Source organism: Conexibacter sp. S30A1, assembly GCF_023330665.1.
Taxonomy (GTDB): domain Bacteria; phylum Actinomycetota; class Thermoleophilia; order Solirubrobacterales; family Solirubrobacteraceae; genus Palsa-465.
This window is the reverse complement of sequence record NZ_CP097127.1, coordinates 2,086,325-2,110,471: the sequence shown is the minus strand read 5'-3', so window position 1 is coordinate 2,110,471 and position 24,147 is coordinate 2,086,325. Positions and strand designations below refer to the sequence as shown.

25 protein-coding genes and 1 riboswitch are annotated in these 24,147 nt (G+C 70.0%); of the genes, 16 read left to right on the top strand and 9 right to left on the bottom strand.

Annotated elements, in window-relative coordinates:
* Positions 1 to 75 precede the first annotated feature (75 nt).
* The 3 genes from dcd (at position 76) to M3M54_RS10315 (ending at position 2,531) form a co-directional block, all read left to right on the top strand.
* Complete coding sequence (gene dcd / locus M3M54_RS10325) at positions 76 to 687, top strand: dCTP deaminase (RefSeq protein WP_249018962.1); 612 nt, start codon at positions 76 to 78, stop codon at positions 685 to 687.
* A gap of 69 nt (positions 688 to 756) precedes the next feature.
* Positions 757 to 2,088, top strand: a complete 1,332-nt coding sequence (locus tag M3M54_RS10320; protein WP_249018961.1) for a citrate synthase — start codon at positions 757 to 759, stop codon at positions 2,086 to 2,088.
* Positions 2,088 to 2,531, top strand: a complete 444-nt coding sequence (locus M3M54_RS10315) for a cupin domain-containing protein (RefSeq protein ID WP_249018960.1) — start codon at positions 2,088 to 2,090, stop codon at positions 2,529 to 2,531. The genes M3M54_RS10320 and M3M54_RS10315 overlap by 1 nt, the downstream gene beginning before the upstream one ends.
* Here M3M54_RS10315 and M3M54_RS10310 read toward each other — a convergent pair.
* The 3 genes from M3M54_RS10310 to M3M54_RS10300 all read right to left on the bottom strand — a co-directional run bounded on the left by M3M54_RS10310 (position 2,417) and on the right by M3M54_RS10300 (position 6,200).
* Complete coding sequence (locus M3M54_RS10310) at positions 2,417 to 3,355, bottom strand: ABC transporter permease (RefSeq protein ID WP_249018959.1); 939 nt, start codon at positions 3,353 to 3,355, stop codon at positions 2,417 to 2,419. The genes M3M54_RS10315 and M3M54_RS10310 overlap by 115 nt on opposite strands.
* Positions 3,352 to 4,320 carry an ABC transporter permease gene (locus M3M54_RS10305; RefSeq protein WP_249018958.1) on the bottom strand — a complete coding sequence of 323 codons (969 nt, stop codon included), beginning with the start codon at positions 4,318 to 4,320 and terminating at the stop codon, positions 3,352 to 3,354. Before M3M54_RS10305 ends, M3M54_RS10310 begins: the two co-directional genes overlap by 4 nt.
* Positions 4,317 to 6,200, bottom strand: a complete 1,884-nt coding sequence (locus tag M3M54_RS10300; RefSeq protein ID WP_249018957.1) for an ABC transporter substrate-binding protein — start codon at positions 6,198 to 6,200, stop codon at positions 4,317 to 4,319. Before M3M54_RS10300 ends, M3M54_RS10305 begins: the two co-directional genes overlap by 4 nt.
* Positions 6,190 to 6,296: riboswitch (TPP riboswitch) on the bottom strand. Its footprint overlaps the gene before it by 11 nt.
* Before the next feature lie 236 nt (positions 6,297 to 6,532).
* Between M3M54_RS10300 and M3M54_RS10295 the strand changes: the two genes are divergently transcribed.
* A complete protein-coding gene (locus tag M3M54_RS10295; RefSeq protein WP_249018956.1) occupies positions 6,533 to 6,739 on the top strand; it encodes a hypothetical protein in 207 nt (68 codons plus the stop codon).
* A gap of 89 nt (positions 6,740 to 6,828) precedes the next feature.
* Positions 6,829 to 7,242, top strand: coding sequence for a hypothetical protein (locus M3M54_RS10290; protein WP_249018955.1), 414 nt, complete (start codon positions 6,829 to 6,831; stop codon positions 7,240 to 7,242).
* A gap of 45 nt (positions 7,243 to 7,287) precedes the next feature.
* On the opposite strand, the gene M3M54_RS10285 is transcribed toward M3M54_RS10290, so the two are convergent.
* The 3 genes from M3M54_RS10285 to M3M54_RS10275 form a co-directional block, all read right to left on the bottom strand.
* Complete coding sequence (locus tag M3M54_RS10285) at positions 7,288 to 7,461, bottom strand: hypothetical protein (RefSeq protein ID WP_249018954.1); 174 nt, start codon at positions 7,459 to 7,461, stop codon at positions 7,288 to 7,290.
* A gap of 87 nt (positions 7,462 to 7,548) precedes the next feature.
* Positions 7,549 to 8,100 (bottom strand): AAA family ATPase, encoded by a 552-nt coding sequence (locus tag M3M54_RS10280; protein WP_249018953.1) that lies wholly within the window; start codon positions 8,098 to 8,100, stop codon positions 7,549 to 7,551.
* The gene (locus M3M54_RS10275) at positions 8,097 to 8,774 is read right to left on the bottom strand and encodes a M48 family metallopeptidase (RefSeq protein ID WP_249018952.1); all 678 of its coding nucleotides are present in this window, start codon (positions 8,772 to 8,774) and stop codon (positions 8,097 to 8,099) included. Before M3M54_RS10275 ends, M3M54_RS10280 begins: the two co-directional genes overlap by 4 nt.
* A 29-nt stretch (positions 8,775 to 8,803) precedes the next feature.
* Here M3M54_RS10275 and M3M54_RS10270 point away from each other — a divergent pair, with 29 nt between their 5' ends.
* From M3M54_RS10270 to pyk, 5 genes are all read left to right on the top strand, one after another.
* Entirely contained in the window at positions 8,804 to 9,229 is a 426-nt protein-coding gene (locus tag M3M54_RS10270) for a GNAT family N-acetyltransferase (protein WP_249018951.1), read from the top strand.
* A 31-nt stretch (positions 9,230 to 9,260) separates the two neighbouring features.
* On the top strand, positions 9,261 to 10,454 hold the full coding sequence (locus tag M3M54_RS10265) for an ester cyclase (RefSeq protein WP_249018950.1): 1,194 nt from the start codon (positions 9,261 to 9,263) through the stop codon (positions 10,452 to 10,454).
* Positions 10,455 to 10,467: 13 nt separating this feature from the next.
* The gene (locus M3M54_RS10260) at positions 10,468 to 10,824 is read left to right on the top strand and encodes a hypothetical protein (RefSeq protein ID WP_249018949.1); all 357 of its coding nucleotides are present in this window, start codon (positions 10,468 to 10,470) and stop codon (positions 10,822 to 10,824) included.
* Positions 10,821 to 11,903: an aminopeptidase gene (locus M3M54_RS10255; protein ID WP_249018948.1), complete on the top strand. Its 1,083-nt coding sequence runs from the start codon at positions 10,821 to 10,823 to the stop codon at positions 11,901 to 11,903. Before M3M54_RS10260 ends, M3M54_RS10255 begins: the two co-directional genes overlap by 4 nt.
* A 97-nt stretch (positions 11,904 to 12,000) precedes the next feature.
* Entirely contained in the window at positions 12,001 to 13,407 is a 1,407-nt protein-coding gene (gene pyk, locus M3M54_RS10250) for a pyruvate kinase (protein WP_249018947.1), read from the top strand.
* A gap of 46 nt (positions 13,408 to 13,453) precedes the next feature.
* Here pyk and M3M54_RS10245 read toward each other — a convergent pair whose 3' ends face one another.
* A complete protein-coding gene (locus M3M54_RS10245) occupies positions 13,454 to 14,845 on the bottom strand; it encodes an AarF/ABC1/UbiB kinase family protein (protein ID WP_249018946.1) in 1,392 nt (463 codons plus the stop codon).
* 37 nt (positions 14,846 to 14,882) lie between these two features.
* Entirely contained in the window at positions 14,883 to 15,641 is a 759-nt protein-coding gene (locus M3M54_RS10240; RefSeq protein ID WP_249018945.1) for a hydroxyacylglutathione hydrolase family protein, read from the bottom strand.
* 123 nt (positions 15,642 to 15,764) lie between these two features.
* Here M3M54_RS10240 and M3M54_RS10235 point away from each other — a divergent pair, with 123 nt between their 5' ends.
* The 6 genes from M3M54_RS10235 to M3M54_RS10210 all read left to right on the top strand — a co-directional run bounded on the left by M3M54_RS10235 (position 15,765) and on the right by M3M54_RS10210 (position 22,823).
* Positions 15,765 to 16,145 (top strand): hypothetical protein, encoded by a 381-nt coding sequence (locus M3M54_RS10235; RefSeq protein ID WP_249018944.1) that lies wholly within the window; start codon positions 15,765 to 15,767, stop codon positions 16,143 to 16,145.
* An 11-nt stretch (positions 16,146 to 16,156) separates the two neighbouring features.
* Entirely contained in the window at positions 16,157 to 16,813 is a 657-nt protein-coding gene (locus tag M3M54_RS10230) for an NUDIX hydrolase (RefSeq protein WP_249018943.1), read from the top strand.
* Entirely contained in the window at positions 16,814 to 17,164 is a 351-nt protein-coding gene (locus tag M3M54_RS10225; RefSeq protein WP_249018942.1) for a hypothetical protein, read from the top strand.
* Positions 17,157 to 17,798, top strand: a complete 642-nt coding sequence (locus M3M54_RS10220) for a TetR/AcrR family transcriptional regulator (RefSeq protein WP_249018941.1) — start codon at positions 17,157 to 17,159, stop codon at positions 17,796 to 17,798. The genes M3M54_RS10225 and M3M54_RS10220 overlap by 8 nt, the downstream gene beginning before the upstream one ends.
* A 227-nt stretch (positions 17,799 to 18,025) precedes the next feature.
* The gene (locus M3M54_RS10215) at positions 18,026 to 18,496 is read left to right on the top strand and encodes a DUF6069 family protein (RefSeq protein ID WP_249018940.1); all 471 of its coding nucleotides are present in this window, start codon (positions 18,026 to 18,028) and stop codon (positions 18,494 to 18,496) included.
* 79 nt (positions 18,497 to 18,575) lie between these two features.
* Complete coding sequence (locus M3M54_RS10210; RefSeq protein ID WP_249018939.1) at positions 18,576 to 22,823, top strand: multifunctional oxoglutarate decarboxylase/oxoglutarate dehydrogenase thiamine pyrophosphate-binding subunit/dihydrolipoyllysine-residue succinyltransferase subunit; 4,248 nt, start codon at positions 18,576 to 18,578, stop codon at positions 22,821 to 22,823.
* A gap of 33 nt (positions 22,824 to 22,856) precedes the next feature.
* Here the strand turns inward: M3M54_RS10210 and M3M54_RS10205 are convergent, their stop codons facing one another.
* On the bottom strand, positions 22,857 to 24,122 hold the full coding sequence (locus M3M54_RS10205; protein ID WP_249018938.1) for a transglycosylase family protein: 1,266 nt from the start codon (positions 24,120 to 24,122) through the stop codon (positions 22,857 to 22,859).
* Positions 24,123 to 24,147: the final 25 nt, after the last annotated feature.

Sequence of the window (24,147 nt, the reverse complement as noted above, 5' to 3'; positions counted from 1 at the left end):
GTATAGGAGTCGGTACTTATCTTCCAGTGGCGGGCTGGGAGGCGTCATCCGCCTGCCACTGACAAACTGCGAGCGATGAGCGGCGCGCTGGCCTCGGTTCTCTCCGACGGGACGATTCTCGATCAGGTCAAGGCGGGCCGCATCAGGATCGAGCCGTGGGATCCGGACATGGTGCAGCCGGCCAGCGTGGACCTGCGGCTCGGCGACTCGTTTCGCGTCTTTCACAACTACCGCGTCTCCGCGATCGACCTGCGCGAGCCCCCGTCGAATCTGACCGAGGAGGTGATCGTGCCCGCGGGCGAGGCGTTCGTGATCCACCCCGGGGACTTCTGCCTGGGGCGCACGCTCGAGTGGGTCGCCATCCCCGACGACATCGTCGCGCGCATCGAGGGCAAGTCGAGCCTCGGGCGGCTGGGTCTGATCGTGCACGCGACTGCAGGTTTCTGTGACCCCGGGTTCGAGGGCACGCTGACGCTCGAGCTGGGCAACCTGACCCGCGTGCCGATCCGTCTCTACCCTGGGCTGCCGATCGCGCAGCTGTCGTTCATGACGCTTGACCGCCCGGCGCTTAGGCCCTACGGCAGCCCTGGGCTGGGCAGCCACTACCAGGGGCAGCGGGCTGCGACCGAGAGCCGTTATGAGGGTGGGCCCGCGGGCGAGCGGGGCGAAGGCGCGACCTCGGAGTGAGCCTGGTACTAACCTCCACGCTGAGGGTGGGCTGGGTAGACACCAGAGAATGAGCTTGAGAGGATCGCCATGACCACTGAAACTTCGCAGTCCGCCGATGGTTCCGTCAGCGCCGCTGCCGGCACGCTGACGATCGTCGATAACCGCACCGGCCGCACCTACGAGGTCCCGATCGAGGACGGCACGATCCGCTCCACGGAGCTGCGCAAGATCAAGGTCGACGAGGACGACTTCGGGATCATGACCTATGACCCGGCCTACATGAACACGGCCTCGTGCCGCTCGTCGATCACCTACATCGACGGTGACAAGGGGATCCTCGAGTACCGCGGCTACCCGATCGAGCAGCTGGCCGAGAAGTCCTCCTACCTGGAGGTCGCCTACCTGCTGATCTACGGGCGCCTGCCGAGCCGGAGCGAGCTCGAGGAGTGGACGCACCTGATCACGACCCACACCTTCGTGCACGAGAACATCAAGGACTTCATGCAGGGCTTCCGCTACGACGCGCATCCGATGGGGATGCTGCTGGCGTCGGTCGGCGCACTCTCCACCTTCTATCCGGAGGCCAACCAGATCAAGGATCCGGAGCTGCGGATGATGCAGGTGGTGCGGCTGGTGGCCAAGATGCCGACGCTCGCCGCCTTCGCCTACCGCCACAACCGCGGCATGCCCTACGTCTATCCGGACAACGACCTGAGCTACTCGGGCAACTTCCTCTCGATGCTCTACAAGATCGCTGAGCTCAAGTATCAGCCTGACCCGCGGCTCGAACGGGCGCTCGACGTGCTCTTCATCCTGCACGCCGACCACGAGCAGAACTGCTCGACCAGCGCCGTGCGCAGCGTCGGCTCCTCGCAGGTGGACCCCTACTCGGCCACCGCGGCCGGCATCGCCGCGCTCTACGGGCCGCTGCACGGCGGCGCCAACGAGGCTGTGCTGCGGATGCTGCGGCGCATCGGCACGCTCGAGAACATCCCCGACTTCATCGCCGGCGTGAAGGCTGGCGAGCAGCGGCTGATGGGCTTCGGCCACCGCGTCTACAAGAATTTCGACCCGCGCGCCAAGATCATCAAGCGCGCCGTCGAGGATGTGTTCGAGGTGACCGGGAAGAACCCGCTGCTGCACATTGCCACCGAGCTCGAGAAGATCGCGCTCGAGGACGAGTACTTCATCTCGCGCAAGCTCTATCCCAACGTCGACTTCTACTCCGGGCTGATCTACGAGGCGCTCGGCATGCCGGTCGAGATGTTCCCGGTGCTGTTTGCGATCGGTCGCACCAGCGGCTGGATCGCGCAGTGGCTCGAGATGATCGACGACGGCGAGCAGAAGATCGCGCGCCCGCGCCAGATCTACACCGGCGCCCGCGGGGTCGACTACGTGCCGATGGCGGAGCGGTCCTGATGAGCGACCAGCACGAGGCCGTCACGAGCGCACGCCTGCAGGACGCGCCGGCGGAGCGCTTCAACCGCCTGCGCGACCCGCTCGGCGTCGTTTCCTTCGGCATCAACCAGATGGTGCTGGCCCCCGGTCAGCGGGGCCGGATCCACCGCCACAAACACCAGGAGGAGGTCTACCTGGTGCTGTCGGGCACGCTGACGTTAATCGTCGAAGGCGAAGCCCGCGAGTTCACGGTCGGCGAGGTTGTGCGTGTGGCCCCCAGCACGCGCCGCCAGCTCGTCAACCGCCACCGCTCGCCGCTGTCGCTGCTGGCGCTCGGCGGCCACACCGGTCACAGCCATGAGCCGCGTGACGGCGAGGTCTTCGCCGCCTGGGAGGATCCGGAACCAGGGACGCCGGAAACGGTCTCCGCGCCTGCGGACCTGCCCGAGTCCGAGCTGCGCTGAGCGCGGCCTGGCGGGCCGTCGAGCGACTCGCGCAACCGCTCGCCGACCAGGTTCAGCGCGAGCACGGTCAAGACGATCATGAGCCCCGCCGGGTAGACCTCCCACCAGTAGCCGTCCAGCAGGTAGGAGGTGCCCTGGTAGAGCATCCCGCCCCAGGTCGCGGTCGGTGGCGCGGGGCCGAAGCCCAGGAAGCTGAGCGTCGCGAGGATCAGGATCGCGTCGGCAACCTGGAAGGTGGCGGCGACGACCAGCGTACCGGCGGCGTTGGGGAGGATGTGGCGGGTGATCGTGCGCGCCTGGCCGGAGCCCGCGGCGCGGGCGGCGGTGACGAACTCGCGCGTGCGCAGGCTGAGCGTCTGGCTGCGGATGAGGCGTGCCGGCGCCAGCCAGGAGAGCAGGGCGATCACGCCGATCAGCAGCGGCACGGTCGGCTGCACGACGGTGGCCAGGTAGATCAGTACGAAGATCGCCGGCAGCGCCAGCAGGGTGTCGACGACGCGCATCATCAGCGCGTCCAGTGCGCCGCCCGTCAGGCCTGCCAACGCGCCCCAGGCGGCGCCGAGCGCGGTGGCGAGGATCCCCACCGCGAGGCCGATCTCGAGCGAGATTTGGCCTCCCGCCATCAGCCGGCCGAGCACGTCGTAGCCGTTGGCGTCGGTGCCGAGCGGGTGCGCGGCGCTGGGTGCCATGTTGGTGAGCGCGACGTTGGCCTGGGTCTGGTCGGTGTGGTAAAGCAGCGGGCCGATGAAGCAGAAGGCGGCCAGCGTGACGAGCGTGACGAGGCCCGCGACACCGGCGCGCCGGCCCTTGAGCGCGCCGCTCACGGCGTTGGTCCGTCGGCTGAAAGCGTGCCGATGCGCGGGTCAAGCAGCGCGTAGGCGAGGTCCGCGGCGAGGCTTCCGAGCACCGTTAGGAGCGCGACCACGACCGTCACACCGAGCTCCACGGGGTAGTCGGCGTTGGCGGCGGCGGTGTAGTAGCTCAGGCCGACGCCGGGGATGTTGAAAACGTATTCGACGACCAGGCCAGAGGTCAGCAGCATCGGCACGGCCATGCCGACCAGCGTGACGACCGTGAGCAGCGAGTTGCGCAGCACGTGGCGGGTCAGCACCAGCCGCTCGGGCAGGCCCTTGGCCCGTGCCAGGCGGACATACTCCTGGGCGAGCGTCTCGATCACCGCTGCGCGCGTGTAGCGGCTGAACCAGGCGACGTTGATCAGCGTCAGGGTCAGCACCGGCAGGACGAGCCCGAGGGGGTCAGCGAGCAGGCCGAGCGGCCCGCTGCTCTGGCCAGCCTCGGCCGGCAGCAGGTGCGCGCTGATGCTCAGCCCCGCGATCAACAGCAGCGCCAGCCAGTAGGAGGGCATCGCGTAGAGCGTGAGCGTCGTGGCCCCGGTGAGCTCGTCGATCACACCGCCGCGCCTTACGGCCTGCAGGATTCCGAGCGGCAGCGCGATCGCGAGCGCTAGCAGCAGCCCCAGGCCGACGAGGATCAGGTCGTTGGGGGCCTGGGAGATGACCAGCGAGGCGACGCTGCGGTTGAGCCGGTAGGAGTAGCCGAGGTTGCCGTGCAAAAGGCGCCAGAGGAAGTCCAGGTACTGGACCGGGAGCGGGTGGTCAAGGCCGTTGGCGGAGTTGAAGGCACTGATCGCGCTGCGGCTTGCGCGCGGGCCGAGGATCGCGTGGGCGAGGCTCCCGGGGGTGAGGTGCTCGAGCACGAAGACCACGAGCGTCACGCCGACGAGGACGGCGGCCGCCTGCAGCGTGCGTCTGAGCAGAAAGCCGCTCACCGCGTGAAGTACCACTCCTCCGGGGTGAGGTAGCCGTAGGCGTTCGGGGTGGTGCCGCGCAGGTTTGACTGGAAGCTCTCGAGCGTCCCCGGGGAGGGCTGCCAGAAGTCGGGCAGCTGGAGACGGACGGCGTTTGCGTAGGCGTCGAGCGCCCGAGTCGCGCGGCTCGCCGGGGCGGTAGTGGTCGCTTTGATCAGGCGGTCGACGCGGCGGCTGGAGTAGCTGCCGACGTTGCCCAGCGCGCCCGTCTGGAAGATCTCCTCGCCGCTCGGGTAGTGGTCGGGCGCGAACACCCAGGCCGAGCCGTACTGGCCGAGCTGCCAGGCGCAGGCGGGGCTGCCGGTCTTGCACGGTTCGATCTCCGCGTCGATCGTGGCGGTGGTGCGCTGCTGCAGCGTCAGCTCGATCCCGACCTCGCGCGCGACCGATTGCAGGTCGACCATGGCGTTGTCGGTGTAGGACATGCCGTCGGGGTACATCAGCGTGAAGCGCAGCGCTTGGCCCGGGTGGATGCCGGCGCCGCACTCGCCCCGCGCCCGGCCGGGATGGGTGCAGGTGCTCAGGCCGCCCGGGCGCACGCGCCAGCCGTGGGCGGTGAGGATCGCCCTTGAGGCGCTGACGCTGAACGGGTAGGGGTTGGTGCGCGCCTGCCTGTCGGCGTAGGGGTTCGCGGGCTGAGCCGGCACGGGGCTGTAGGTCGGGACGCCCAGGCCCTGGTAGTAGGCGTGGATCCAGCCCGGCTGGTTGACCAGGTGCTGGAAGGCCTGGCGGAAGTAGAGCTTCCTGAAGATCGGGCCGGCGGTGGGGTTGTTGAAGTTCGGCTCGAAGTAGTCAAAGCCGTAGGGGTAGAAGGGCGCAAGCCGGTAGCCGCGGGCGCGCAGCGCGGGTGCCTGCGGGATGGCGGTGTCGGGCAGATACCCTGCGGAGATCTGGGGGGCGCCCGGGCCGCCGCCCCCGCGCGCCGGCCCCGTCTCGAGCAGCGCCAGCTCGGCGGTCTCGCTCGTGAACGGAAGCTCGACAAAGCGTGCGAGGTGCGGCCGGTGCGGGCCGTCGTAGCGCCGGTTGGGCTCAAAGGTGGCACGGCCTGAGGCGGTCAGCGCCGTAAGACGCCAGGGCCCGTCGACGATCCGCCACAGCGGGCTTGTGGCGTAGGTCGAGAGGTCCTTGGCCTGGGCGTTCAGGAACGCGTAGACCGCGCGGGCGCCTGAGGAGGTTGCGTCGGGCAGGGTTCTCGGGGGTGGACAGCCGTGCTCGGCGCTGCAGCCGCGGGCGCTCGTGCGGTCCCAGGCGAGCGGCAGCGGCGTGATCTGGGAGAGCTCGTTGTCCGTGAACCAGATCGGGTTGTAGGAGCGGTCCAGGCGCAGCTGCACCGTGCTGGTGTTGACGGCGCGGTACGAGATGAGGTTGGCGGGAAAGCCGCCCGGCACGAACGAGGCCCAGTCGGCCTCGTTGGCCCTGAGCAGGTTGATCCAGAAGATCACGTCGCGGGCACTGACCCGCTCCCCGTCTGACCAGCGCGTGGGCTTGAGGTGGATCGTCACGACCGTGTTTTGGTCGGTGTATACGGGGGCATCGCCCAGTGACAGCGCGTAGTCGACCCCGGGCCGGTCGGCGTTGCCGTACCAGTACAGCGGCCGGTACATGAGCGTCTGGAAGTCGTAGACGTTCTCGTTGGAGTAGTAGGCGCCCGAGGTCAGCGGGAAGATGTAGTTGGGTGGCTCAAGCGGCTGCTCTGCCCAGTAGGCGGTGCCGCCGCGGATTGGGCCGCCGCCGCTGGCCCCGCCGCTGCCCGCGCCGCCGCGTGCCGGCGCCGAGGCGCCGCAGCCGGCAAGGGCGGCGGCCGCTACAACCGCCAAAGCAACCAACCATGTACGTCTCACTGCTCGCTCCCTCCGCCGGCATGACCCGGATCAGGTTTGACGGTCGGCGCGCTCCGGCGCCCTCTCAGCCCAGCGTGGGCTCCCGTGTTGTCAGCTTCTGATTTTAGCCCCGGCGGCCTGTGACGTATGGTTGCTGGATGCGGCGACCGGGGCGGATGCTGCCGTGGGCGCTTGCTGTCAGCTCATGTGCCGTGGCGCTTGCCGGTTGCGGAGGAAGTACGCATGCGGGACCGACGGCGTACTGCGTGTCCGGTTGCGCGAAGGTCAGCGGCCGGGTCGAGGAATGCGGCGGGCCAAGTTCGAGCCACTGCCGAGTGGTCGGGTTCGTGCAGGTGGCGCTGCTAGATCGGCGTGGTCAGCTGGTCACGGCAGAGCACTCGGGCACCGTCGGGCCGAGGCTTCGGCGCTTCTCGCTGCTGTACCCGGGCTCGGGTATCTACATCCTGGAGACCAAGCTGATCGGCGAGCGCGTGACCAAGCGGATCCGGCTCAGGCGGGGACACACACTGAACGTGAACCTCGTGATCCCGATCAAATAGTCGCCCGGAGCTTAAAACGTACGTCGGGGGTGTCGCGCGGTGTATGTTTGCGCGCACTCTGCCATTCGAGCACCGACCCTCAATGAGTCATGACACGGCTGGTTAGGGCCGGGGCGATGTGCCTGCTCGGCGTGCCGGGCTACCGGATGCCGAAGCTCGTTGGCGTCTTGATCCAGCCGGGGAACGCCTTCCTCGGCGCTGGCAGCGGCTGGCCCCCGAGCGACTGGTCTGCGCGGCAGCCGAAGCTACAGGCATTTCAGGGCTTCAAGCTCCGCCCGGGTCAGACCGCCCAGCTCCTGATCGGCGTCCGCGCACGAGAACTCGGTGACTACGCCATCCGCGGGGTGTCGGTCACCGTCTCAGCGGCAACAGCGTTTGGTGGCGAGACGCGCGTCAGCGTGCCATCGCTTGGCTACGGCGCCGTCTGCGTCGTGCCAACCATCGCTCGCGGGGCGACTTGTTCACCGATCTTCACCAGCCAGTTCCCGCCGCCTCCCGCGTGAGCGCCCGCCGCGGCCTGCCCGCGTGCTCCGGGCTGCTCGGCGTGATCAGAGCCGCTCCCACTCCCGGCGGCGGGCGATCTGCTCGCGTTCGCGCGCGTCGCGCCTGATGCGGGCGGCCTTCTGCGCTTCGTCGTTGCGCTTGGCGATCTCCTTGGTGACCTCGCCGAAGGTGGCTGTGGGCTTCGGCTGCCCAGGGTCTGGTTGATCGGCTTTGGCCATCTCTCACACGCTCCTGTCGCTCCACATGAACGGACCACTGGAGAATGCGGGAGCGCAACATTCGGCTGTGGGACTGCTCATCTCACTCTACGCCGATCCCTCGCGTGCGCAAGCCCCGTTGCGCCGAGCCTCAGTGTCGCCGCACACCACCAGGTCAAAGGACGCCGGCGGCCGGGTCGCAAAGTAGGCCCGCTCGGCCTCAAGCCACGCCTCATCCCACTCCTCCGCACTGACCCGGGCGTGCAGGCGTTCCAGCCGCACCGGCGCGGGCGTGACCACGAGCACGCTGCGGTTCACGTGGTCTGCCAGGGCGGGTGCACTGGAGGACACGCCCTCGAGCAGAATGACGCCCCCGCTGGGGCGGGCTCGCAGCCGCGCGATGGCCGGCTCGAGCGCCTGTCTGCGCAGCTTGCTCCAGTCGTAGTACTGCGCCATCGGCCGCGGGTCGTCGTTCGGTGCCGCCGCATGGAAGAAGCTGTCCATGGAGAGGATCTCGGCTCCCGAACGTGAGGCCACCTGATGCGCGATGGTGGTCTTGCCGGCCGCACCGTGGCCGTCTATCGCCACCACCAGGGGCTCCGGCCCCGGTCGCTGCCACCGCACGAGCGCCTCGAGGATCTGCTGGGCGGCCGCGTTCAAAGCACGAGTGTGGCGGCGTTTGTCCGCAGCCAGGCGGCCCGCTCACGGTGATCGGGGCAGTGGTCTGCCACCAGCGCCCAGAAGCGCGGCGAGTGGTCCGGTACGGCGAGGTGGCAGACCTCGTGCCAGATCACATAGTCGAGCACCTCCTCGGGTGCCAACAGCAGCCGCCAGTTGAAGCTGAGCGTGCCCGCACGCGAGCAGCTGCCCCAGCGCGTGCGCTGGTCGCGGATCGTAAGGCGGCTGTAGGAGAGGCCGCTGCGCGCACACGCGCGCGCGAGCCGTGCGCTGATCTCCTCGCGCGCCATCCGCCGGTACCAGCGCTCGAGCGCCCCGCGTGCGCGCGCGTCGGCCGGCACCAGGAGCTCGTCGCCACGCCGCGTCACTTGTGCGCGGTCGGGCTCGGCATGCAGGCGCAGGCTGATGCCCAGGTACGGCAGGCTGTCCCCGCGCGCCGCGACGGCCGCCTGCTGGCGCGCCGCATGAGCCAGCCGGCGCTCGATCCAGGGACGCAGCTCGCGGACCGCCCGCTCGGCGGCCGCCGCCGGCGCGCGGCGCGGCAGCACCACCTCCACCCGCGCGTCGCGCTCGACCCGCACCCGCACCCTGCGTGCCCTGTCGGAGCGGCGCACGTCGTAGGCGATCAGCGAGCCTTGGTCTGAGAGCACGGGCACGCTCAGAGAGGGTACGGTCTGCTGCTGACATGCCAGCCATACCCGAGCCACCGGAGCGCATCGCCGGCGAGCTGGTCGACTTGCGGATGATCGCCGAGTGGGACATCCCCGAGGTCCTGATCGCCCATCAGGACGACCCTGATCTGCACCGCTCACTGGGGATGGCACGGCCGCCGACCGGGGCGCAGCTGGGGCTCGAGGTCGAGCAGGCCCAGGCGCGGCGGCTGGCCGGTGCGCAGCTTTCGCTCAGCATCCTCGAGCCTGGTTGCCGTGACTGCCGCGGGCGTGTGGACATCGACCGGATCGACTGGGAGCGCGCGAGCGCGCGTGTGCGCGTGTGGGTCGCGCCCCAGCTGCGCGGGCGCGGCTACGAGCAGCAGGCCGCTGAGCTGGCCGCTGAATGGCTTCGTGCCGGTTGCGGGCTGCGCGAGCTGGACGTGCGGCTGCTCACGTAACGGCGCCGGTCGCGATTAGACTGCGCGCACCATGGCGTCCGCGGCGGTGATTGCCAAACGCTACTTCAGTGCGCTCGAGGCACGAGATATCGATGCCGCGCTCGCCTGCTGGCGTGAGGGAGCAGGCGACCGGGTCGCGGGCCGGGGCGCGCTCAGCGCCCCCGACGGCCTGCACGCCTACTTCACAGAGCTCTTCGAAGCCTTCCCGGACCTGCGTTTCGAACTGATCGACACCACCACCCAACGCGAGCGCTGCTCGGTGCGCTGGCGTGCGACGGGCACCTTCGCGGGTCCCGGCCGCTTCCACGGCCTGGCGCCCAACGGTGCCGTGATCGCGATCGAGGGCTGCGAGCTGCTGGAGGTGTCCGAGGATCAGATCGTGGGGGCCACGACCTACATCGACGGCGCCGCGATCGCGCGTCAGCTGCGGCTGCTGCCGGCGGCTGGCCAGGGGCGCGCGGGCTGGCTGGTCGGCCTGGCCAACGCGCGCACCGCGCTTGACCAGGCATTGCATGGCGGCCAGCCCGAGGCGGTCGCGGCCGGGGTCTGGGTGCTGCGTGGCGGGCTTGCGCGCGAGATGAACGTGTTTCTGATCGAGGACGAGCGTGGCGTGAGCGTCTTTGACAGCGGGTCGCGGACGATGAGCGGCGCGATCCGCGGTGCTGCCGCCCGCTTCGGCGGGATCGCGCGCGTGGTCCTCAGCCACGCCGATTGCGATTACCGCGGTGGTGCCGCGGGCCTCGGCGCAGAGATCCACTGCCACATGCGTGAGCGCTCCGCCGCCCAGTCGCCCTCCGCCTACCGCGACTACTGGAACCTGGGTCTGCTCGGCGGCTGGCGCCGGCCGCTGTATGAGCGGCTGCTGGCTCACTGGGACGGCGGTGGGCTGACGATCGCCGGCACGTTCGAGGAGGGTGACGAGTTGGCGGGCTTTCGGGTGCTGCACATGCCCGGCCATGCTCCCGGGCTGATCGTGCTCTACCGCGAAGCGGACGGGCTGGCGCTCGTGTCCGATCTGCTGTGCACGATTGACGCGCGCACCGGTCTGCCCTGCGAGCCGCGGCTGCCGCACGCTGCCTTCAACCTCGACGTCGACCTGGCGCGGGAGTCCGTCGGCCGGCTCGCCGCGCTTGAGCCAAGCGTGGTCTGGCCAGGCCACGGGCGGCCGCTGGCCGGCAGCGGTGTCCGCGCACAACTGGAGCGCCTGGCGGCCGCTGACGGCTAGCCTGAGGCCCAACATGGGCAGGCGCACACGCAGGCGCACGGACGCCGAGAAGCCGGCCGCGCCGACGGCCAGCTACTCCGACCCGCAGGCCGGTGTGCTTGAGCTGCGCGGCGCGCTGTCGCCTGCGTCGCGCGCGCAGTACGCGGCGACGCTCAGCGGTGGCCGTGAGCGCGAGGATGCCTGGCAGCGGGCGACCGAGCTGCTGTTCGAGCGTCTGGCGGTCGCCTGGACGGTCGCCGGTGTGCGCACTGAGACCCAGCGTGAGCTGCTCGGGCGCTACCGGATGGCGAGCGCGCAGGAGCGTCGCTTCGTGCGTGACAGCCTGCGTAGACACCTTGCCGAGAACTTCCCCGAGATGGAGGCGCCGTGATTGACCCCGATGCGTTTGCCGTGCTGCTCGCCGACTGGTGTCTTGAGGTCAAGCCCGGCCAGCAGATCCTGATTCACTCAACCACGCTCGGCCAGGAGCCGGCGGCGGCGCTCTGCCGGGCGGTCCTCGACCGAGGGGCGTGGCCGCTGCTGCGGCTCGAGCCGCCGGGGCTCGCCGCCGATTTCTTCAGGCACGCCTCTGAGTTCCACCTCGACGGGGTGTCGGGCATCGAGCTGGCCGAGGCACGCGCTGCCGACGCCAGCGTGAACATCATCGCCAACGCGCTGACCAACCCGCTGGCGGGCGTTGACCCGGCGCTGGTCACCCGCAAGATGCGCGGGGCCGCGGCACTACGGGAAGCGGCCGCCGAGCGGCGCTGGACGCTGACGATCTGGCCGACGGCAGCACAGGCCCAGCTGGCAGGCATGCCGGAGGGCGCGTACGCCGACTTCCTCGAGCGCGCGCTGATGCTCGACCGGCCAGACCCGGTGGCGGCCTGGGCGGCGTTGCGCGACAGGCAGGCGGCGATCATCGACCGTCTGAGGCCCGCGCGCGAGGTTCACATCGAGTCGGCCGGCACCGACCTGCGGCTGAACGTCGCCGGTCGCACGTGGGTCAACTCAGACGGGCGGCGCAACATGCCAAGCGGCGAGGTGTTCACCGGGCCGCACGAGCACTCGGCCAACGGGACGATTCGCTTCGACGTTCCCTCAAGCGGCCGCGGTGCCGAGGTCTCAGATGTCGAGCTCACCTTCAAGGACGGAGAGGTGGTGGCCGCCCGCGCCCACATCGGCGACGCGCATCTGCAGGCGGCGCTGGCCACCGACGCCGGCGCGCGGCGGCTCGGCGAGCTGGGCATCGGCACGAATACCGGGATCGACCGCGCCACTGGCTCGACGCTGCTTGACGAGAAGATCGCGGGCACCGTGCACCTTGCACTCGGCCGCTCCTACCCGGAGACCGGCGCCGTCAACGAGTCCGCGCTGCACTGGGACCTGATCTGCGACCTGCGCAAGGGCGGCACGGTCAGCATCGACGGCGAGCCGCTGATCGAGGATGGACGGTTCGTCGCCGCATAGGCGGACGAGAAGCGCCGGATGATGACTTTTCAGTACGGTGTTTTGCGTGTATTTGAGCAAAACCCACGAGCGCCCCTGAGCTGAGGGGCTGCCAACCATGCGCCGCACCAAGATCGTCGCCACCATCGGCCCCGCCTCTCAGGACCACGACGTGCTCGCACGCATGATCCAGGCGGGGATGGACGTGGCCAGGCTCAACTTCTCCCACGGCAGCCTGGAGCTGCACGCCGAGAACGCACAGCGAGTGCGTGACGCAGCCAGCGCCGCCGGCCGCCAGGTCGCGATCCTGCAGGACCTACCTGGGCCGAAGCTGCGCGTGGGCGGGATCGATAACGGGCTGGCAGACCTCAAGCCGGGCGAGACGCTCGTGCTGCTGTGCGGCTCAACAGCCGTCGGTGACGAGCGTCAGCTGTCTGTCAGCTGGCCCGGACTGGCCGAGGCCGTGGACGTGGGCGACGTGATCTACCTGGCCGACGGCAAGATCCGCTTGCGCGTCAGTGCCGTGCGCGGCGGCGAGCGTGAGGTTGAGACCACGGTCGAGGTCGGCGGTGCCGTCGCCTCGCGGCAGGGACTCAACATCCCGGGCTCGACGAGGGGGCTTGATGCGGTGCCCGCCGAGGATCTGGAGATGCTGCGCTTTGGTGAGCAGATCGGCGTCGATCTGGTCGCACTGTCCTTTGTCCGCACCGCCGAGGACATCATCAACGTGCGCCAGCACACACGCCAGCCGCTGATCGCCAAGATCGAGAAACCGCAGGCGGTCGAGGCTGCAGAAGACATCATCCGCGCGGCCGACTGCGTGATGGTCGCGCGTGGTGACCTCGGCATCGAGCTGCCGATCGAGGAGGTGCCGCTGGCGCAGAAGCGCCTGCTGAAGATCGCCGGTCAGTTCGCGCGCCCGGCGATCACCGCCACCCAGATGCTCGACTCGATGGTCTCCTCGCCGCGACCGACGCGCGCCGAGGCGACCGACGTCGCCAACGCGATCTTCGATGGCACGGATGCGGTGATGCTCTCGCAGGAGACGGCCGTGGGCCAGTACCCGGTCGAAACCGTGGCGATGATGGCCTCGATCGCGGAGCACACCGAGCAGGCGCTGCCATATCGCGAGTGGAACGAGGTGCGCGTGCGCCGCGACGCCCGCGACCCCGCCTACACGGTGGCCTACAGCGCCTGCGCCGCCGCGCGCGAGCTGCACCTGGCGGCGATCGTCACCCCGACGCTGTCCGGGCGCTCCGCGCGCCTGGTCGCCTCGCACCGGCCCAACGTGCCGATCTACGCGCTCTCGCCGGGGCGTGAGACGGTGCGGCGCTGCGGCCTGATGTGGGGTGTCAGGGCTGCGTCCATCCGGCGCCACGAGGTGACCGAGGCGCTGATCGCCGACTCCGCCCGCCGCGTGGTCGAGCTCGGCTGGGTCAAGCCGGGGGCACGCGTGGCGATCACCGCCGGGCTGCCGAGCGGTCGCCCGGGCACCACCAGCCTGCTGCAGATCCAGCGCGTCTAGCTCCGGTGCCTCCAGCTCGCGGACCTGCCCACCGAAGTGGGCCCGTCTACCCGCGCGCTCCCGCGCGCGCGTAGAACTCCGCCTCCGCGACGCCCAGTTCGGTGGCCGGCGGATCGTTGTAGTACCACTCGCGCGCGATCCGGTGGAAGTTGCCGTGGGCGTGCAGCTGTGAGATCACCGCCAGCGTCAGGACCTCCATGCGCCGCCCGAAGATGTGGTCCGGCGGCGCGGACTCGTGGCGCAGCTGCCCGAAGTACTCAGAGCGCGGGTCGCTCATGTCGATCAGCACCTGCGTGGCGTAGTCCGGCGTGAGCGTAACCTCCTCGTCGACCGTGTACCAGGCGGTCGCCGCGCGGAAGTGCTCGAGCACCCGGTCGGGGTCGAACATCTCTGGCTCTGGGAAGAAGCCGACGGCCGTTCCCAGCTCCATGATCTTGTCCTTGTCGCCCTCGATCACGGCGCGCGCGATCTCCATCTCGAGCTCGACCGCGCCGGCCGGCATGCGCTTGAACAGCCCGAAGTCGAAGAACGCGACGCGGCCGTCTGCAAGCAGCATCGAGTTGCCGGGGTGGGGGTCGCCGGAGAACTGGTGGTGGCGATACATGCAGCCGAAGTAGAAGCGAAACAGGATCTCGCCGATGCGGTCGCGCTGCGCCTGTGGGTAGCCCTTGATCTCCTCAAACCCGATGCCCTCCACGAACTCGGTGACGAGCACGCGCTCGCGCGAGAGCGAGCTCACCACGGCGGGCACGACGATGAACGGGTGGCCCCGGTAGATGCGCGCCAGCGAGCGCTGGTTCTGGGCCTCGAGCTCGTAGTCGAGCTCCTCCTCGATGCGGCGGCGGATCTCCTCGCCGACCGTCTTGGGATCCAGCCCGGGCGCGATCCGTTTGGCGATCCGGAGGATCATGCCGATGTTCTGCAGGTCGGCCCGGACCGCCGCGGCGACCCCGGGGTATTGGACCTTGACCGCCACCTCCCGGCCGTCGTGCAGGCGCGCGCGGTACACCTGTCCGATCGACGCGGCCGCGATCGGCTCCTTGTTGAACTCGGCGAAGGTGTCCGCCAGCGGCTCGTCGAGCTCGTGCTCGATCACCCGGCTCATCTCCTTGAAGGTCACGGTCGGCGCCGCGTCGCGCAGCCGCGCGAGCTTGCGCTGGAACTCCTCGCGGTGCTCGGGTGGGACCAGGCCGGCATCCAGGAACGAGAGCACCTGCCCGACCTTCATGGCGGCGCCCTTCATCGTGCCGAGCGCGGTCACGATCTGCTCGGCCGCCTCCAGGTTGCGCCGCTCGAGCGCCGCCTCGCGACCCTCCTTGGTGCGCACGACGTTGCCGGCCACCGTGCCCGCCTGGCGCAGCGCCTGGCTAGCCGCCAGACCGCCGATCTTGGCGCTGCGCCGCAGCCGTGATGTGGGGATCTTGCCTTCGTCAGCCATTGTGCCTGCCGGACAGTTGTGCGCGTGGCCCTCGGGACTACGAGGCTGCCTCGCCCTCCAGCGTCACCCGCGAGCCGGGGACGATGTCATCGGCGCCGTCGGGCCAGCGAACCCACGCCTTGTGGCCACCGTCGTAGTCGCGGGCCAGCAGGATCAGTGTCGCCGGCTGGCCGAGCGCCACGCAGGCGCGGGTGCCCTCCGGATCGAGCCCGCGCCAGATCCGCACAAAGGGGTTTGACTGAAGCTCATCCGCGACGGTGCTCGGCTCGGTGTGACCCGGGTGAATGCGGGTTTCGGGTGCCAGCGCAAGCAGCCGGTCCATGATCGAGTGCCGCAGGTCAGCGTAGGTGGTGTGCCCCGGGGCGCGCACCCCGCCGACCGAGCCGCGAAACAGCGTGTCGCCGGTGAACACGTCGCTGCCGTCCGCCAGCAGCGAGATCATCCCGGCGGTGTGCCCCGGCGTGTGCAGCGCCTCGAGCGTCAGGCTGCCGCAGGAGATCACCTGCCCGTCCACCAGCTCACCGGTGGCCGCGGGCACGAGCTCGCGCTCGAGCGGGTGGATCAGGACCGGCGTGCCGGGGTGGGCTGCCAGCACCTCGGCGAGCCCGTCGATGTGGTCGTGGTGGTGGTGGGTGAGCAGCACGCTGACCAGCTCGTAGCGCTCGCGCTCGATCAGCTCGAGCAGCGGCGCCACCGGCCCGCCCGCATCGACCATGACGGCGGTGCGCGTGTCATCATCGGCGACCAGATAGGTGTTGGACAGCCACTGGCTGTTCATCGAGCGCTGAACGATCACTTACCCCAGAGCGTATCCGCTCGCTGCAGGTGTCCCGCGCGCAGCGGCGGTGCGCGCCGCCCGCGGCGCGGTCAGAGCGCTTGATCAGAGCCCGCGATCGCCGCGGGCGCTAGCCTTAGCGCCGTGACCGTCGGGCCCGACAACAGCACCGGGAAGAGCAAGATCGCCTACCTGCTCGAGCGGCTCGCGCAGGGCGTGGCCGCGCACGACCGCGAGAACCCCGGCCACCGGACCTGGGGCATCGGGATGTCGCCGTTTGACATCGAGCGGCTCGCTCTGGAGGAGGGTGAGGAGATTCTTCCCGGCATCGTGCTGCAGGCCGACGGCGGCGTCACGGGCGCCTTCAGGGTGCTCTGCGACGGTGATCACGACCGCGAGCGCGAGGAGCAGCAGCAAGACGTTGTGGACGCCGTGGCCGAGCAGCAACGCGAGCTCGAGGTCATCCACTCCGGCGGCGATGACGGCGACCGAGCCTATCCGCCGCCGCTGCGACCGCCGTTCTGAAGCCGGGTCCCGTGGCTGATCCAGCGCAGACGATCCTGGCCCGTGGCCCCTGGCAGCCCGACGCGGTGCGCGCGGTCTGGCGTGAGGACGCCTACCAACCAGACGCCCCGGCTGCGGCGGAGGCGGACCGCGCGCTGGAAAGGCTGCGCGAGCGCGGCTCCCCGACACACGACGGGCTGGCGGCGCGACTTGCGGGATTCGAGCTCGCCGACGGCCGGCTCACGCTCGAGCTGCAGCCGATCCGCTGGGCGCTGCGGCTCTCTCGCACCGACGCGGGCGACACGATCTCAGCGCTGTGCGTGGTGCGCGACTCGGACGGCCGCTGGCTCGCGGGCCGGCGGGCAGGCTGGGTGGCGACCTGGGCTGGGCGCTGGGCGCTGGGCGCCGGAGGTGCGGTTGAGGTCGGCGAGAGTCCCGTCGCGACGCTGACGCGCGAGCTCAGTGAGGAGTGGAGCGTCGAGCCCGCGCGTCTGCAGATTGAAGCCCTGGTGCGCACGCCCAACCGCAGCGTGATGCTCGTCGCACAGGCGTGGCTGCCGCCGGGTGCCGCGGTCGCTCCCGACCACGAGCACGACCAGTACTCCTGGTGGCCCGATGAGGTCTCGCGCTGGCCGCCTGAGGCCGACCCGCTGTTGCGCGACGTCGGTGTGATGCTCGAGGCGGCCTGAATGAACATCTCTGAAGGCGTCGGCCGTCAGCCGCTCTTCACCCGGGTGATCACCTTCAACCGGCTCGAGTACGTCTCGATGTTCCACTCGTGCATCTACCTGTCGCTGTTGATCTGTGCCTTCGTGCTCGGCAACCCGGAGCCCGCGACCTTTGTCCTCGGCCTCTCGCACGGGCTGATCTGGATCGGCATGTCGCTGACCTGCATCGCCGCCGCGCGCTACAAGGTGATCCCCTACTGGCTGGCCGTGACGGTCGCGATCCTGGGAGGGCTGGGTCCGTTCATGGGCACGGTGGGCTTCATCTACGAGACCCGTCGCCGCACCCGCGCCGCCTCGGCGCAGGGTGCGTGAGTGGGCGAGGGTCACACTGGTATACGAGCCCGCCTCCGAGCCCAGCGTCGACAGGCAGCCGTCGGCCGGACGGCGGCAGCGTCAGCGCGAGCGCATGCGCGAGCGGCTGCTCTCGGCGGCGCTTGAGCTCTTTGCCGTCCAGGGTTTTGCGGAGACGACGATCGACCAGATCGCCGAGCGAGCCGATGTGGCGCGCCAGACGGTGCTCAACCATTTTCCCCACAAGGCTGACTTCGCCCGCGCGTGGGGGCAGGCCCGCCGCGACCAGCTGGGCGCAATCGGCGACCACGCCGACCCGGACGAGTCGGCCTCGCTGCTGGTCAAGCGACACTTCCAGGCGCTCGCCGAGTTCAACCAGAGCGAGCGCGAGCTGACGCGCGCGCTGCTTTCGAGCCTCACCCCGACCGAGGTCTTCAACGTCATCAGCGCCGTCCCGCCCACGGTGATCGAACGCGGCCGCAGGCAGGGCGAGTTCGCCGCTTCGGTCGATCCCGTTGCTGCTGCGGATGTCCTCACCTCCGTCTACTTCGGCACGATCAGCCGCTGGCTGAGCCATGGGTCGGCGCCGTTCGAGCTCTCGCAGGTCCTGGACGAGCACCTGGAGCTCGTGCTCGCCGGCCTGCGCCAGCGCTGACGCTCATCAGGACGTCGGTGCCGCGCGTGCCGTGGCGCGCGTCTGCTGTGGCGCGCTCCGGCCGTGGCGCGCTCCGGCCGTGGCGCGCGTCTGCTGTGGCGCGCGTCTGCTGTGGCGCGCGTGCGGCTGGCGGATACCGCAAGACCTGCGCGGAGGACTTGACAGAAGCACAGATTAGGTTGTAACCTAGATTTAGGCTAAAACCTACCAACGAAGGAAGGATCATCATGTCACTGCACGCATCAAGTCTCAGCGCTCGCGACCAGTCCTCGCAGGCCCCGGCCGGAGTCTTTGCGCCGCGTCGCCTGGCCCGCGCCACCGGCGTCGCGCTCGGCGCTTCCCTGGCCGCGGTGCTCACGACGCGCGCGCTCGCCATCTCTGGAACGAGCGACACGAGTCGCTTCTCGCCGCTTGAGCCGGGGAGCGTCATCTCGCTTACCGTCCTTGGAGTGCTGCTGGCCGCAGCGACCTGCGTTTGGCTGCAGCGCCACAGCGACCGGCCCGTGGCAATGTTCCGATCGGTGGCGCTGGCGGCACTTGGGCTGTCGCTCGTCCCCGATCTGGTCGTCTGGCTCGCCCGCCCGTTCCCGCAGGCCCGGGCCGCCACCGTGCTGCCGCTGATGGTGATGCACGTGCTCGTGGCCGGTGTCTGCCTGGTGGTGCTGCCCTGGCTCGGGCGCGCTGACGCCGGCGTTTGAGCCGCCGACGGGGGCGCGTGCCGCCGTCAGCTCGGACGCGGACCGATCTCGGCTAAGCTACTCCGACAGGACGTTTCGGATGGCCGTGGAGACAGGCACTTATCAGGTCGTGATGCCGGCGATGGGCGACTCGGTCGTCGAGGGCACCGTTCTCCAGTGGCACCGGCATGAGGGTGAGGCCGTGACCGCCGACGAGACGCTCGTCGAGATCTCGACCGACAAGGTCGACGCCGAGGTGCCCTCCCCGGTCTCGGGCACGATCGTCAAGCTCTACGCCGCCGAGGGTGACACGGTCAGCGTCGGCGGCCCACTGGCTGAGATCGCTCTGGGCGGCAACGGTAACGGCAACGGCGCGGCCCCGGCGGCCGCACCCCCAGCGCAGGCGCCCGCCCAGATCGTGGACATCGTCACCCCCGGCGGCAGCGAGAGCGTGACCGAGGGCACGATCCTGGCCTGGGCCGTCAAGGTGGGCGACACGGTCGCCGACGGCGACACCGTGGTCGAGATCTCGACCGACAAGGTGGACATGGAACTGCCCGCGCCCGCGGCTGGCACGATCACCGAGATCCTCTTCGAAGAGGGCGCGACCGTCGGCGTCGGCGAGGTGATCGCCCGGATGGCGGTGGGCGCAGCTGCCACGGCGGCGGGTGCTCCCGCTGTCGCCCCGCCGCCCCAACCGCACCCCGCCCCGACCCCGGCTCAGGTCGCGGCGCCTGCTCAGGGTGCCACGCCCGTGGCCCAGCGCGCGGCCGCCGAGCTCGGCGTCAACCTCTCAGGCGTGACCGGCAGTGCCCGCGGCGGGCGCGTCACCAAGGACGACGTGCTGCACGCCGCGGCCAGCGTCGAGGCGCTGCCCACCGGGGCGCAGAAGCTGAAGGGCGGCGCCGCGATGCTCGCGCGCTACATGGAGGAGAGCCGCCAGGTACCGACCGCCACATCCTTCCGCACGCTCACCGTCACCACACTCGACGCCCGCCGCAAGCAGCTCAAGGACGCGGGCCACAGGGTCTCCTTCACGCATCTGATCGCCTACGCGATCGCCCGTGCGGTGAGCGAGGAGATGCCCGTGATGGCCCACCACTACGCCCAGGCGGGCGGCGACGGCTACCGCGTCGACGACGGCCAGGTGAACCTCGGCCTCGCCGTCGACGTCGAGAAGAAGGACGGCAGCCGTACGCTGATGGTGCCGGTAATCCGCGACGCCGGACGGCTTGATTTCAGGGCCTTTCTGGCCGCCTATAACGACCTCGTCGAGAAGGCGCGCACCAACACGCTGAGCGCCGATGACCTCGCCGGCGGCAACGTCTCGCTGACCAACCCCGGTGGCCTGGGCACGGTCGCCTCGGTGCCGCGGCTGATGGCCGGTCAGGGCACGATCGTCGCCACCGGCTCGATTTCCTACCCCGTCGGCCTCGAGGCGATCGGCGCGCAGATCGGCGCCGAGAAGGTCATGACGATGACCTCAACCTACGACCACCGGATCATCCAGGGCGCCGAGTCCGGCCGCTTCCTGAAGCTGGTGGAGGAGTACCTCCAGGGCGAGCACGGCTTCTACGAGTCGGTCTTCAGCGCGCTCGGTGTGAACCTTGCGTCGCTGCCGGCCCGCCCGGCACCGGTTGCCGTGGCGGCCGCTGCGCCGGTCGCCGCAGCGCCAGCGGGCGCGGCGGCGGCGACCGCGGCAACCGAGCAGCTGATGCAGGCCGTGCAGGCGGCCACCTCGGTGCTGAAGGCGCACCGCATGCACGGGCATCTGGCGGCGCGGCTCGATCCGCTGGGGCGCGCTCCCGGCGGGGATCCGGCGCTCGAGCCGGCCAATGTCGGGTTGACACCGGAGCTGATGGCGCAGATTCCGGCGCGGATCCTGCGCGTGTACGTGCCGGGCGCGACCTTCGCGGAGGCGCTCGTGCACCTGCGCGAGACCTACTGCGGCCCGATCGGCTACGAGAGCGAGCACATCTCATCGCACCGCCAGCGACTGTGGCTGCGCGAGGCGATCGAGTCGGGCACCTATCGTCGGCCGCTCAACGCTGAGGAGCAGCGGCGCGTGCTCGAGCGGCTGACCGCGGTCGACGCCTTCGAGCGCTTCATGGGCCGCGCCTACCTCGGCGCCAAGCGCTTCTCGATCGAGGGGCTCGACATGACCGTGCCGATGCTCGACGAGATCATCCGCCTCTCGGGCGACCACGGGGCTCGCGAGGTCGTTGTCGGGATGGCCCACCGTGGCCGCGTCAACGTGCTCGCGCACAACCTGGGGCGCTCGTACGAGTCGTTGTTTGCGGAGTTTGAGGGCGCCAACACGCTCGACGCGATCACCACGATCCCGGACGGCGGCACCGGCGATGTCAAGTACCACCACGGCGCCTCCGGCACCTACCAGCTGCCCGGCGGCGAGTCGCTGGTCGTGCGGCTGGAGTCAAACCCGAGCCACCTCGAGTTCGTCGCGCCGGTGGTGGTCGGCGCCACGCGTGCCGCCCAGACCAACCGCCAGGGCTCGCACGCCAGCCAGGACACCAACGCGGCGGTGCCGGTCGTGCTGCACGGCGACGCCTCGTTCCCGGGCCAGGGTGTGGTCGCAGAGACGCTCAACCTGCAGGCGCTGGACGGCTACACGGTGGGTGGCACGATCCACATCATCCAGAACAACCAGGTTGGTTTCACCACCGACCCCGAGGACGCCCGCTCCACGACCTGCGCATCGGATCTCGCCAAGGGCTTTGACGTGCCGATCATCCATGTCAACGCCGACGACGTGGAGGCCTGCATCGCCGCTGTGCGGCTGGCGTTTGCCTTCCGCCAGGAGTTCGGGCACGACGTGGTGATCGACCTGGTCGGCTACCGCCGCCACGGCCACAACGAGGGCGACGAGCCCGCTTACACCCAGCCCGAGATGTACGCGCTGGTCAAGGCCCACGAGCCGGTGCGGGAGCTGTTCGCCAAGCAGCTGATCGCCGCGGGCACGTTGAGCGAGCAGGAGGCAAAGGATGTCGCGGACGCCTACTGGGCGACGCTGACCGAGCATCACGAGCGCGTCAAGGCCCGCCTGGCCGCCGCCAAGGAGCACGGCGTCGAGCACGGCACCGGCGAGTACAAGCTCGACACCTCGGCCGCGTCCGAGGTCAACACCGCTGTGGATGCGGACAAACTCGCGCTGCTCAACGAGGAGCTGCTGGCGCTGCCGGAGGGCTTTGAGGTCAACCGCAAGCTCGCCGGTCAGCTGGCGGAGCGGCGCAAGGCCTTCGGCGCCGAACGCGGGCCGATCAACTGGGCGCACGCCGAGGCGCTGGCGTTCGCGTCGCTGCTCTCCGAGGGCATTCCGCTGCGGCTCACCGGTCAGGACAGCGAGCGGGGGACCTTCAGCCAGCGCCACCTGGTGCTGCACGACTCGCGCAACGGGCGCGAGCACTCGGCGATCCAGCACCTGCCCGGCGCGCTGGCGACGATGGAGCTCCACAACAGCCCGCTCTCAGAGACCGCGTGCGTAGGCTTCGAGTACGGCTACTCGCAGGAGGCGCCGGAGACGCTTGTGATGTGGGAGGCGCAGTTTGGGGACTTCGCCAACGGCGCCCAGGTGATCATCGACCAGTTCATCACGCCGGGGCTCGCAAAATGGGGCATCACCTCGCGGCTGACGCTGCTTCTGCCCCACGGCTACGAGGGTGCCGGTCCCGAGCACTCCTCGGCGCGGCTCGAGCGCTTCCTGCAGCTCGCTGCCGAGAGCAACATCCGTGTGGCCAACCCGACCACGCCGGCGCAGTACTTCCACCTGCTGCGTCGTCAGGCGCGGATCGCCCAGCAGCGCCCGCTCATCGTGATGACGCCCAAGAGCCTGCTGCGGCTGCCCGCCGCCGCGTCGCACCTGGATGACCTGACCAGCGGGCGCTTCCAGCCGGTGCTTGCTGAGCCGAGCGCTGATCCGGCTGCCGTCACGCGCCTGATCCTCTGCAGCGGCAAGATCTACTACGACATCATCGGCAACCCGCTGCGGGCCCAGACGCCCGGGGCGGCGATCGGCCGGGTGGAGATGCTCTACCCGTTCCCGCAGAGCGAGATCCTGGCGCTGGTCGACAGCTACCCGAGCCTTGAGGAGGTTGTCTGGGTTCAGGAGGAGCCTCGCAACATGGGAGCGCGCGCCCACATGTCGGCCAGGCTGCGTCAGATCCTGCCTGAGCATCTGCGTTTCGGCTACATCGGGCGGCCGGAGCGGGCCGCCTCAGGTGAGGGCTACCCGGCTGCGCACGCGCGCGAGCAGAACCGGATCGTGGTCACGGCGCTCGATCTGCTGCGGCCGGTCTCGCAGTTCCCGCTGGCGCATCCCGGCGAGCGCTGAACGCGCGGTCGCGGCCGCGCGTTCGGGCCGGCGTCAGCTGATCCCGACCATCGCGGAGCACGTCCAGTTGGAGGCGCCTGCGCCGTTGTTCCAGAGGCGCGCGGCGACGGCGCTCTGCTCCGCCTTGGAGGCCAGGTAGGCGGCCGGTCCGGTGCCACCCTCGCCGCGCCACGTGGCGGGCATGATCTGGTAGTAGCCGGACGCGCCGGCGCTGTTTGGCGGGAGGTTCTGGCCGCCTGACTCGCAGAGGACGATCGCATAGGGGATCGCCCAGCCGCCGTAGGCGTAGTTGCCAGAGCCGCTGCTGGAGCTGCTGGTGGTGCCCGCACCGCCCGTCGCACCGACACCACCGTTCGTGCTGACGCCGCTGGTCGTGCTGATCGGGCTGGTCGTGCTGATGGGGCTGGTCGTGCCCACGGGCGCGGTAGTGCCGGTCTTGCCGGTGCCGCTACCGCTCGTGCTGGCGCTCGGCGGCGTGTAGGTGACGACGGGCCTGGGGGCGATCTTCTTCTCCGCCTGCCTGGCTGCGCGCAGGCGCTGCTTGATCGTGACGATCGCGCTCTGCAGTTGTGATCCCTGCGCCTGTGCGGCCGCGAGGGCCGTGGTCTGCGCGGCGCGGGCATCCTGGAGCGCCGCCTGGCGCGATGAGAGCAGCGCGTTCATGCCGGCCAGTCCGGCGCTCTGGACCCGTGTGTCGTTTGCGGCCTGGAGCTCGCGACGCTCGTACGCGACCAGCCTGGCCTCGGCCACCTGCGCCTTGGACCTTGCGATGCGGGTCACCTCGATCAGGGTCTGCTGCTGCCGGCGCACCGACGAGAGGTACTGAAGCGAGTCGAGCAGCTGCTGGAAGCCGGACGCGTTGACGATCACGTCCACCAGGGACTGCTGTGGCTGCTCGTACTGGCTGACGAGCTCGTTCACCAGCGCGTGGCGTGCCCGTGCCAGGATGTTCTCCAGGTGTCTCAGGTGGGCGCGCTCCACGCGCATCGCCCTGCGCACATCCACCAGGTTCGCCTGATAGGTCGCAAGCTGGGCATTGGCCGCCGCCTCGCGTGACTGCACCAGCGCGATCTGGCTCTGCAGCGAGCGCACCTGGCCGTCGATCCCTGCGATCCGGCTCGAGATGGCCTGCTCGCGCTGGTGGTTGCCGCTCAGCTGTGAGCGTGCGCTGCCCAGCTTGCTGTGCAGCTTGGTCAGGTTGTCTCCGGTCGCGCTGCCGGTCAGTGCCGGTAGGGCGGCCGCACAACCCAAGGCGGCGGCGGCAAGCCGCCATCGGTGTCGTCGTCCCAATACGGTCATAAGGCCGGCTGCCGCATCCCAGGCA

Excerpts from the sequence above, each read along its gene's own strand:
- dcd (WP_249018962.1), top strand. The coding sequence starts at position 76 with ATGAGCGGCGCGCTGGCCTCGGTTCTCTCCGACGGGACGATTCTCGAT.
- M3M54_RS10320 (WP_249018961.1), top strand. The coding sequence starts at position 757 with ATGACCACTGAAACTTCGCAGTCCGCCGATGGTTCCGTCAGCGCCGCT.
- M3M54_RS10315 (WP_249018960.1), top strand. The coding sequence starts at position 2,088 with ATGAGCGACCAGCACGAGGCCGTCACGAGCGCACGCCTGCAGGACGCG.
- M3M54_RS10290 (WP_249018955.1), top strand. The coding sequence starts at position 6,829 with ATGACACGGCTGGTTAGGGCCGGGGCGATGTGCCTGCTCGGCGTGCCG.
- M3M54_RS10285 (WP_249018954.1), bottom strand. The coding sequence starts at position 7,461 with ATGGCCAAAGCCGATCAACCAGACCCTGGGCAGCCGAAGCCCACAGCC.
- M3M54_RS10270 (WP_249018951.1), top strand. The coding sequence starts at position 8,804 with ATGCCAGCCATACCCGAGCCACCGGAGCGCATCGCCGGCGAGCTGGTC.
- M3M54_RS10265 (WP_249018950.1), top strand. The coding sequence starts at position 9,261 with ATGGCGTCCGCGGCGGTGATTGCCAAACGCTACTTCAGTGCGCTCGAG.
- M3M54_RS10260 (WP_249018949.1), top strand. The coding sequence starts at position 10,468 with ATGGGCAGGCGCACACGCAGGCGCACGGACGCCGAGAAGCCGGCCGCG.
- pyk (WP_249018947.1), top strand. The coding sequence starts at position 12,001 with ATGCGCCGCACCAAGATCGTCGCCACCATCGGCCCCGCCTCTCAGGAC.
- M3M54_RS10245 (WP_249018946.1), bottom strand. The coding sequence starts at position 14,845 with ATGGCTGACGAAGGCAAGATCCCCACATCACGGCTGCGGCGCAGCGCC.
- M3M54_RS10225 (WP_249018942.1), top strand. The coding sequence starts at position 16,814 with ATGAACATCTCTGAAGGCGTCGGCCGTCAGCCGCTCTTCACCCGGGTG.
- M3M54_RS10215 (WP_249018940.1), top strand. The coding sequence starts at position 18,026 with ATGTCACTGCACGCATCAAGTCTCAGCGCTCGCGACCAGTCCTCGCAG.
- M3M54_RS10210 (WP_249018939.1), top strand. The coding sequence starts at position 18,576 with ATGGCCGTGGAGACAGGCACTTATCAGGTCGTGATGCCGGCGATGGGC.
- M3M54_RS10205 (WP_249018938.1), bottom strand. The coding sequence starts at position 24,122 with ATGACCGTATTGGGACGACGACACCGATGGCGGCTTGCCGCCGCCGCC.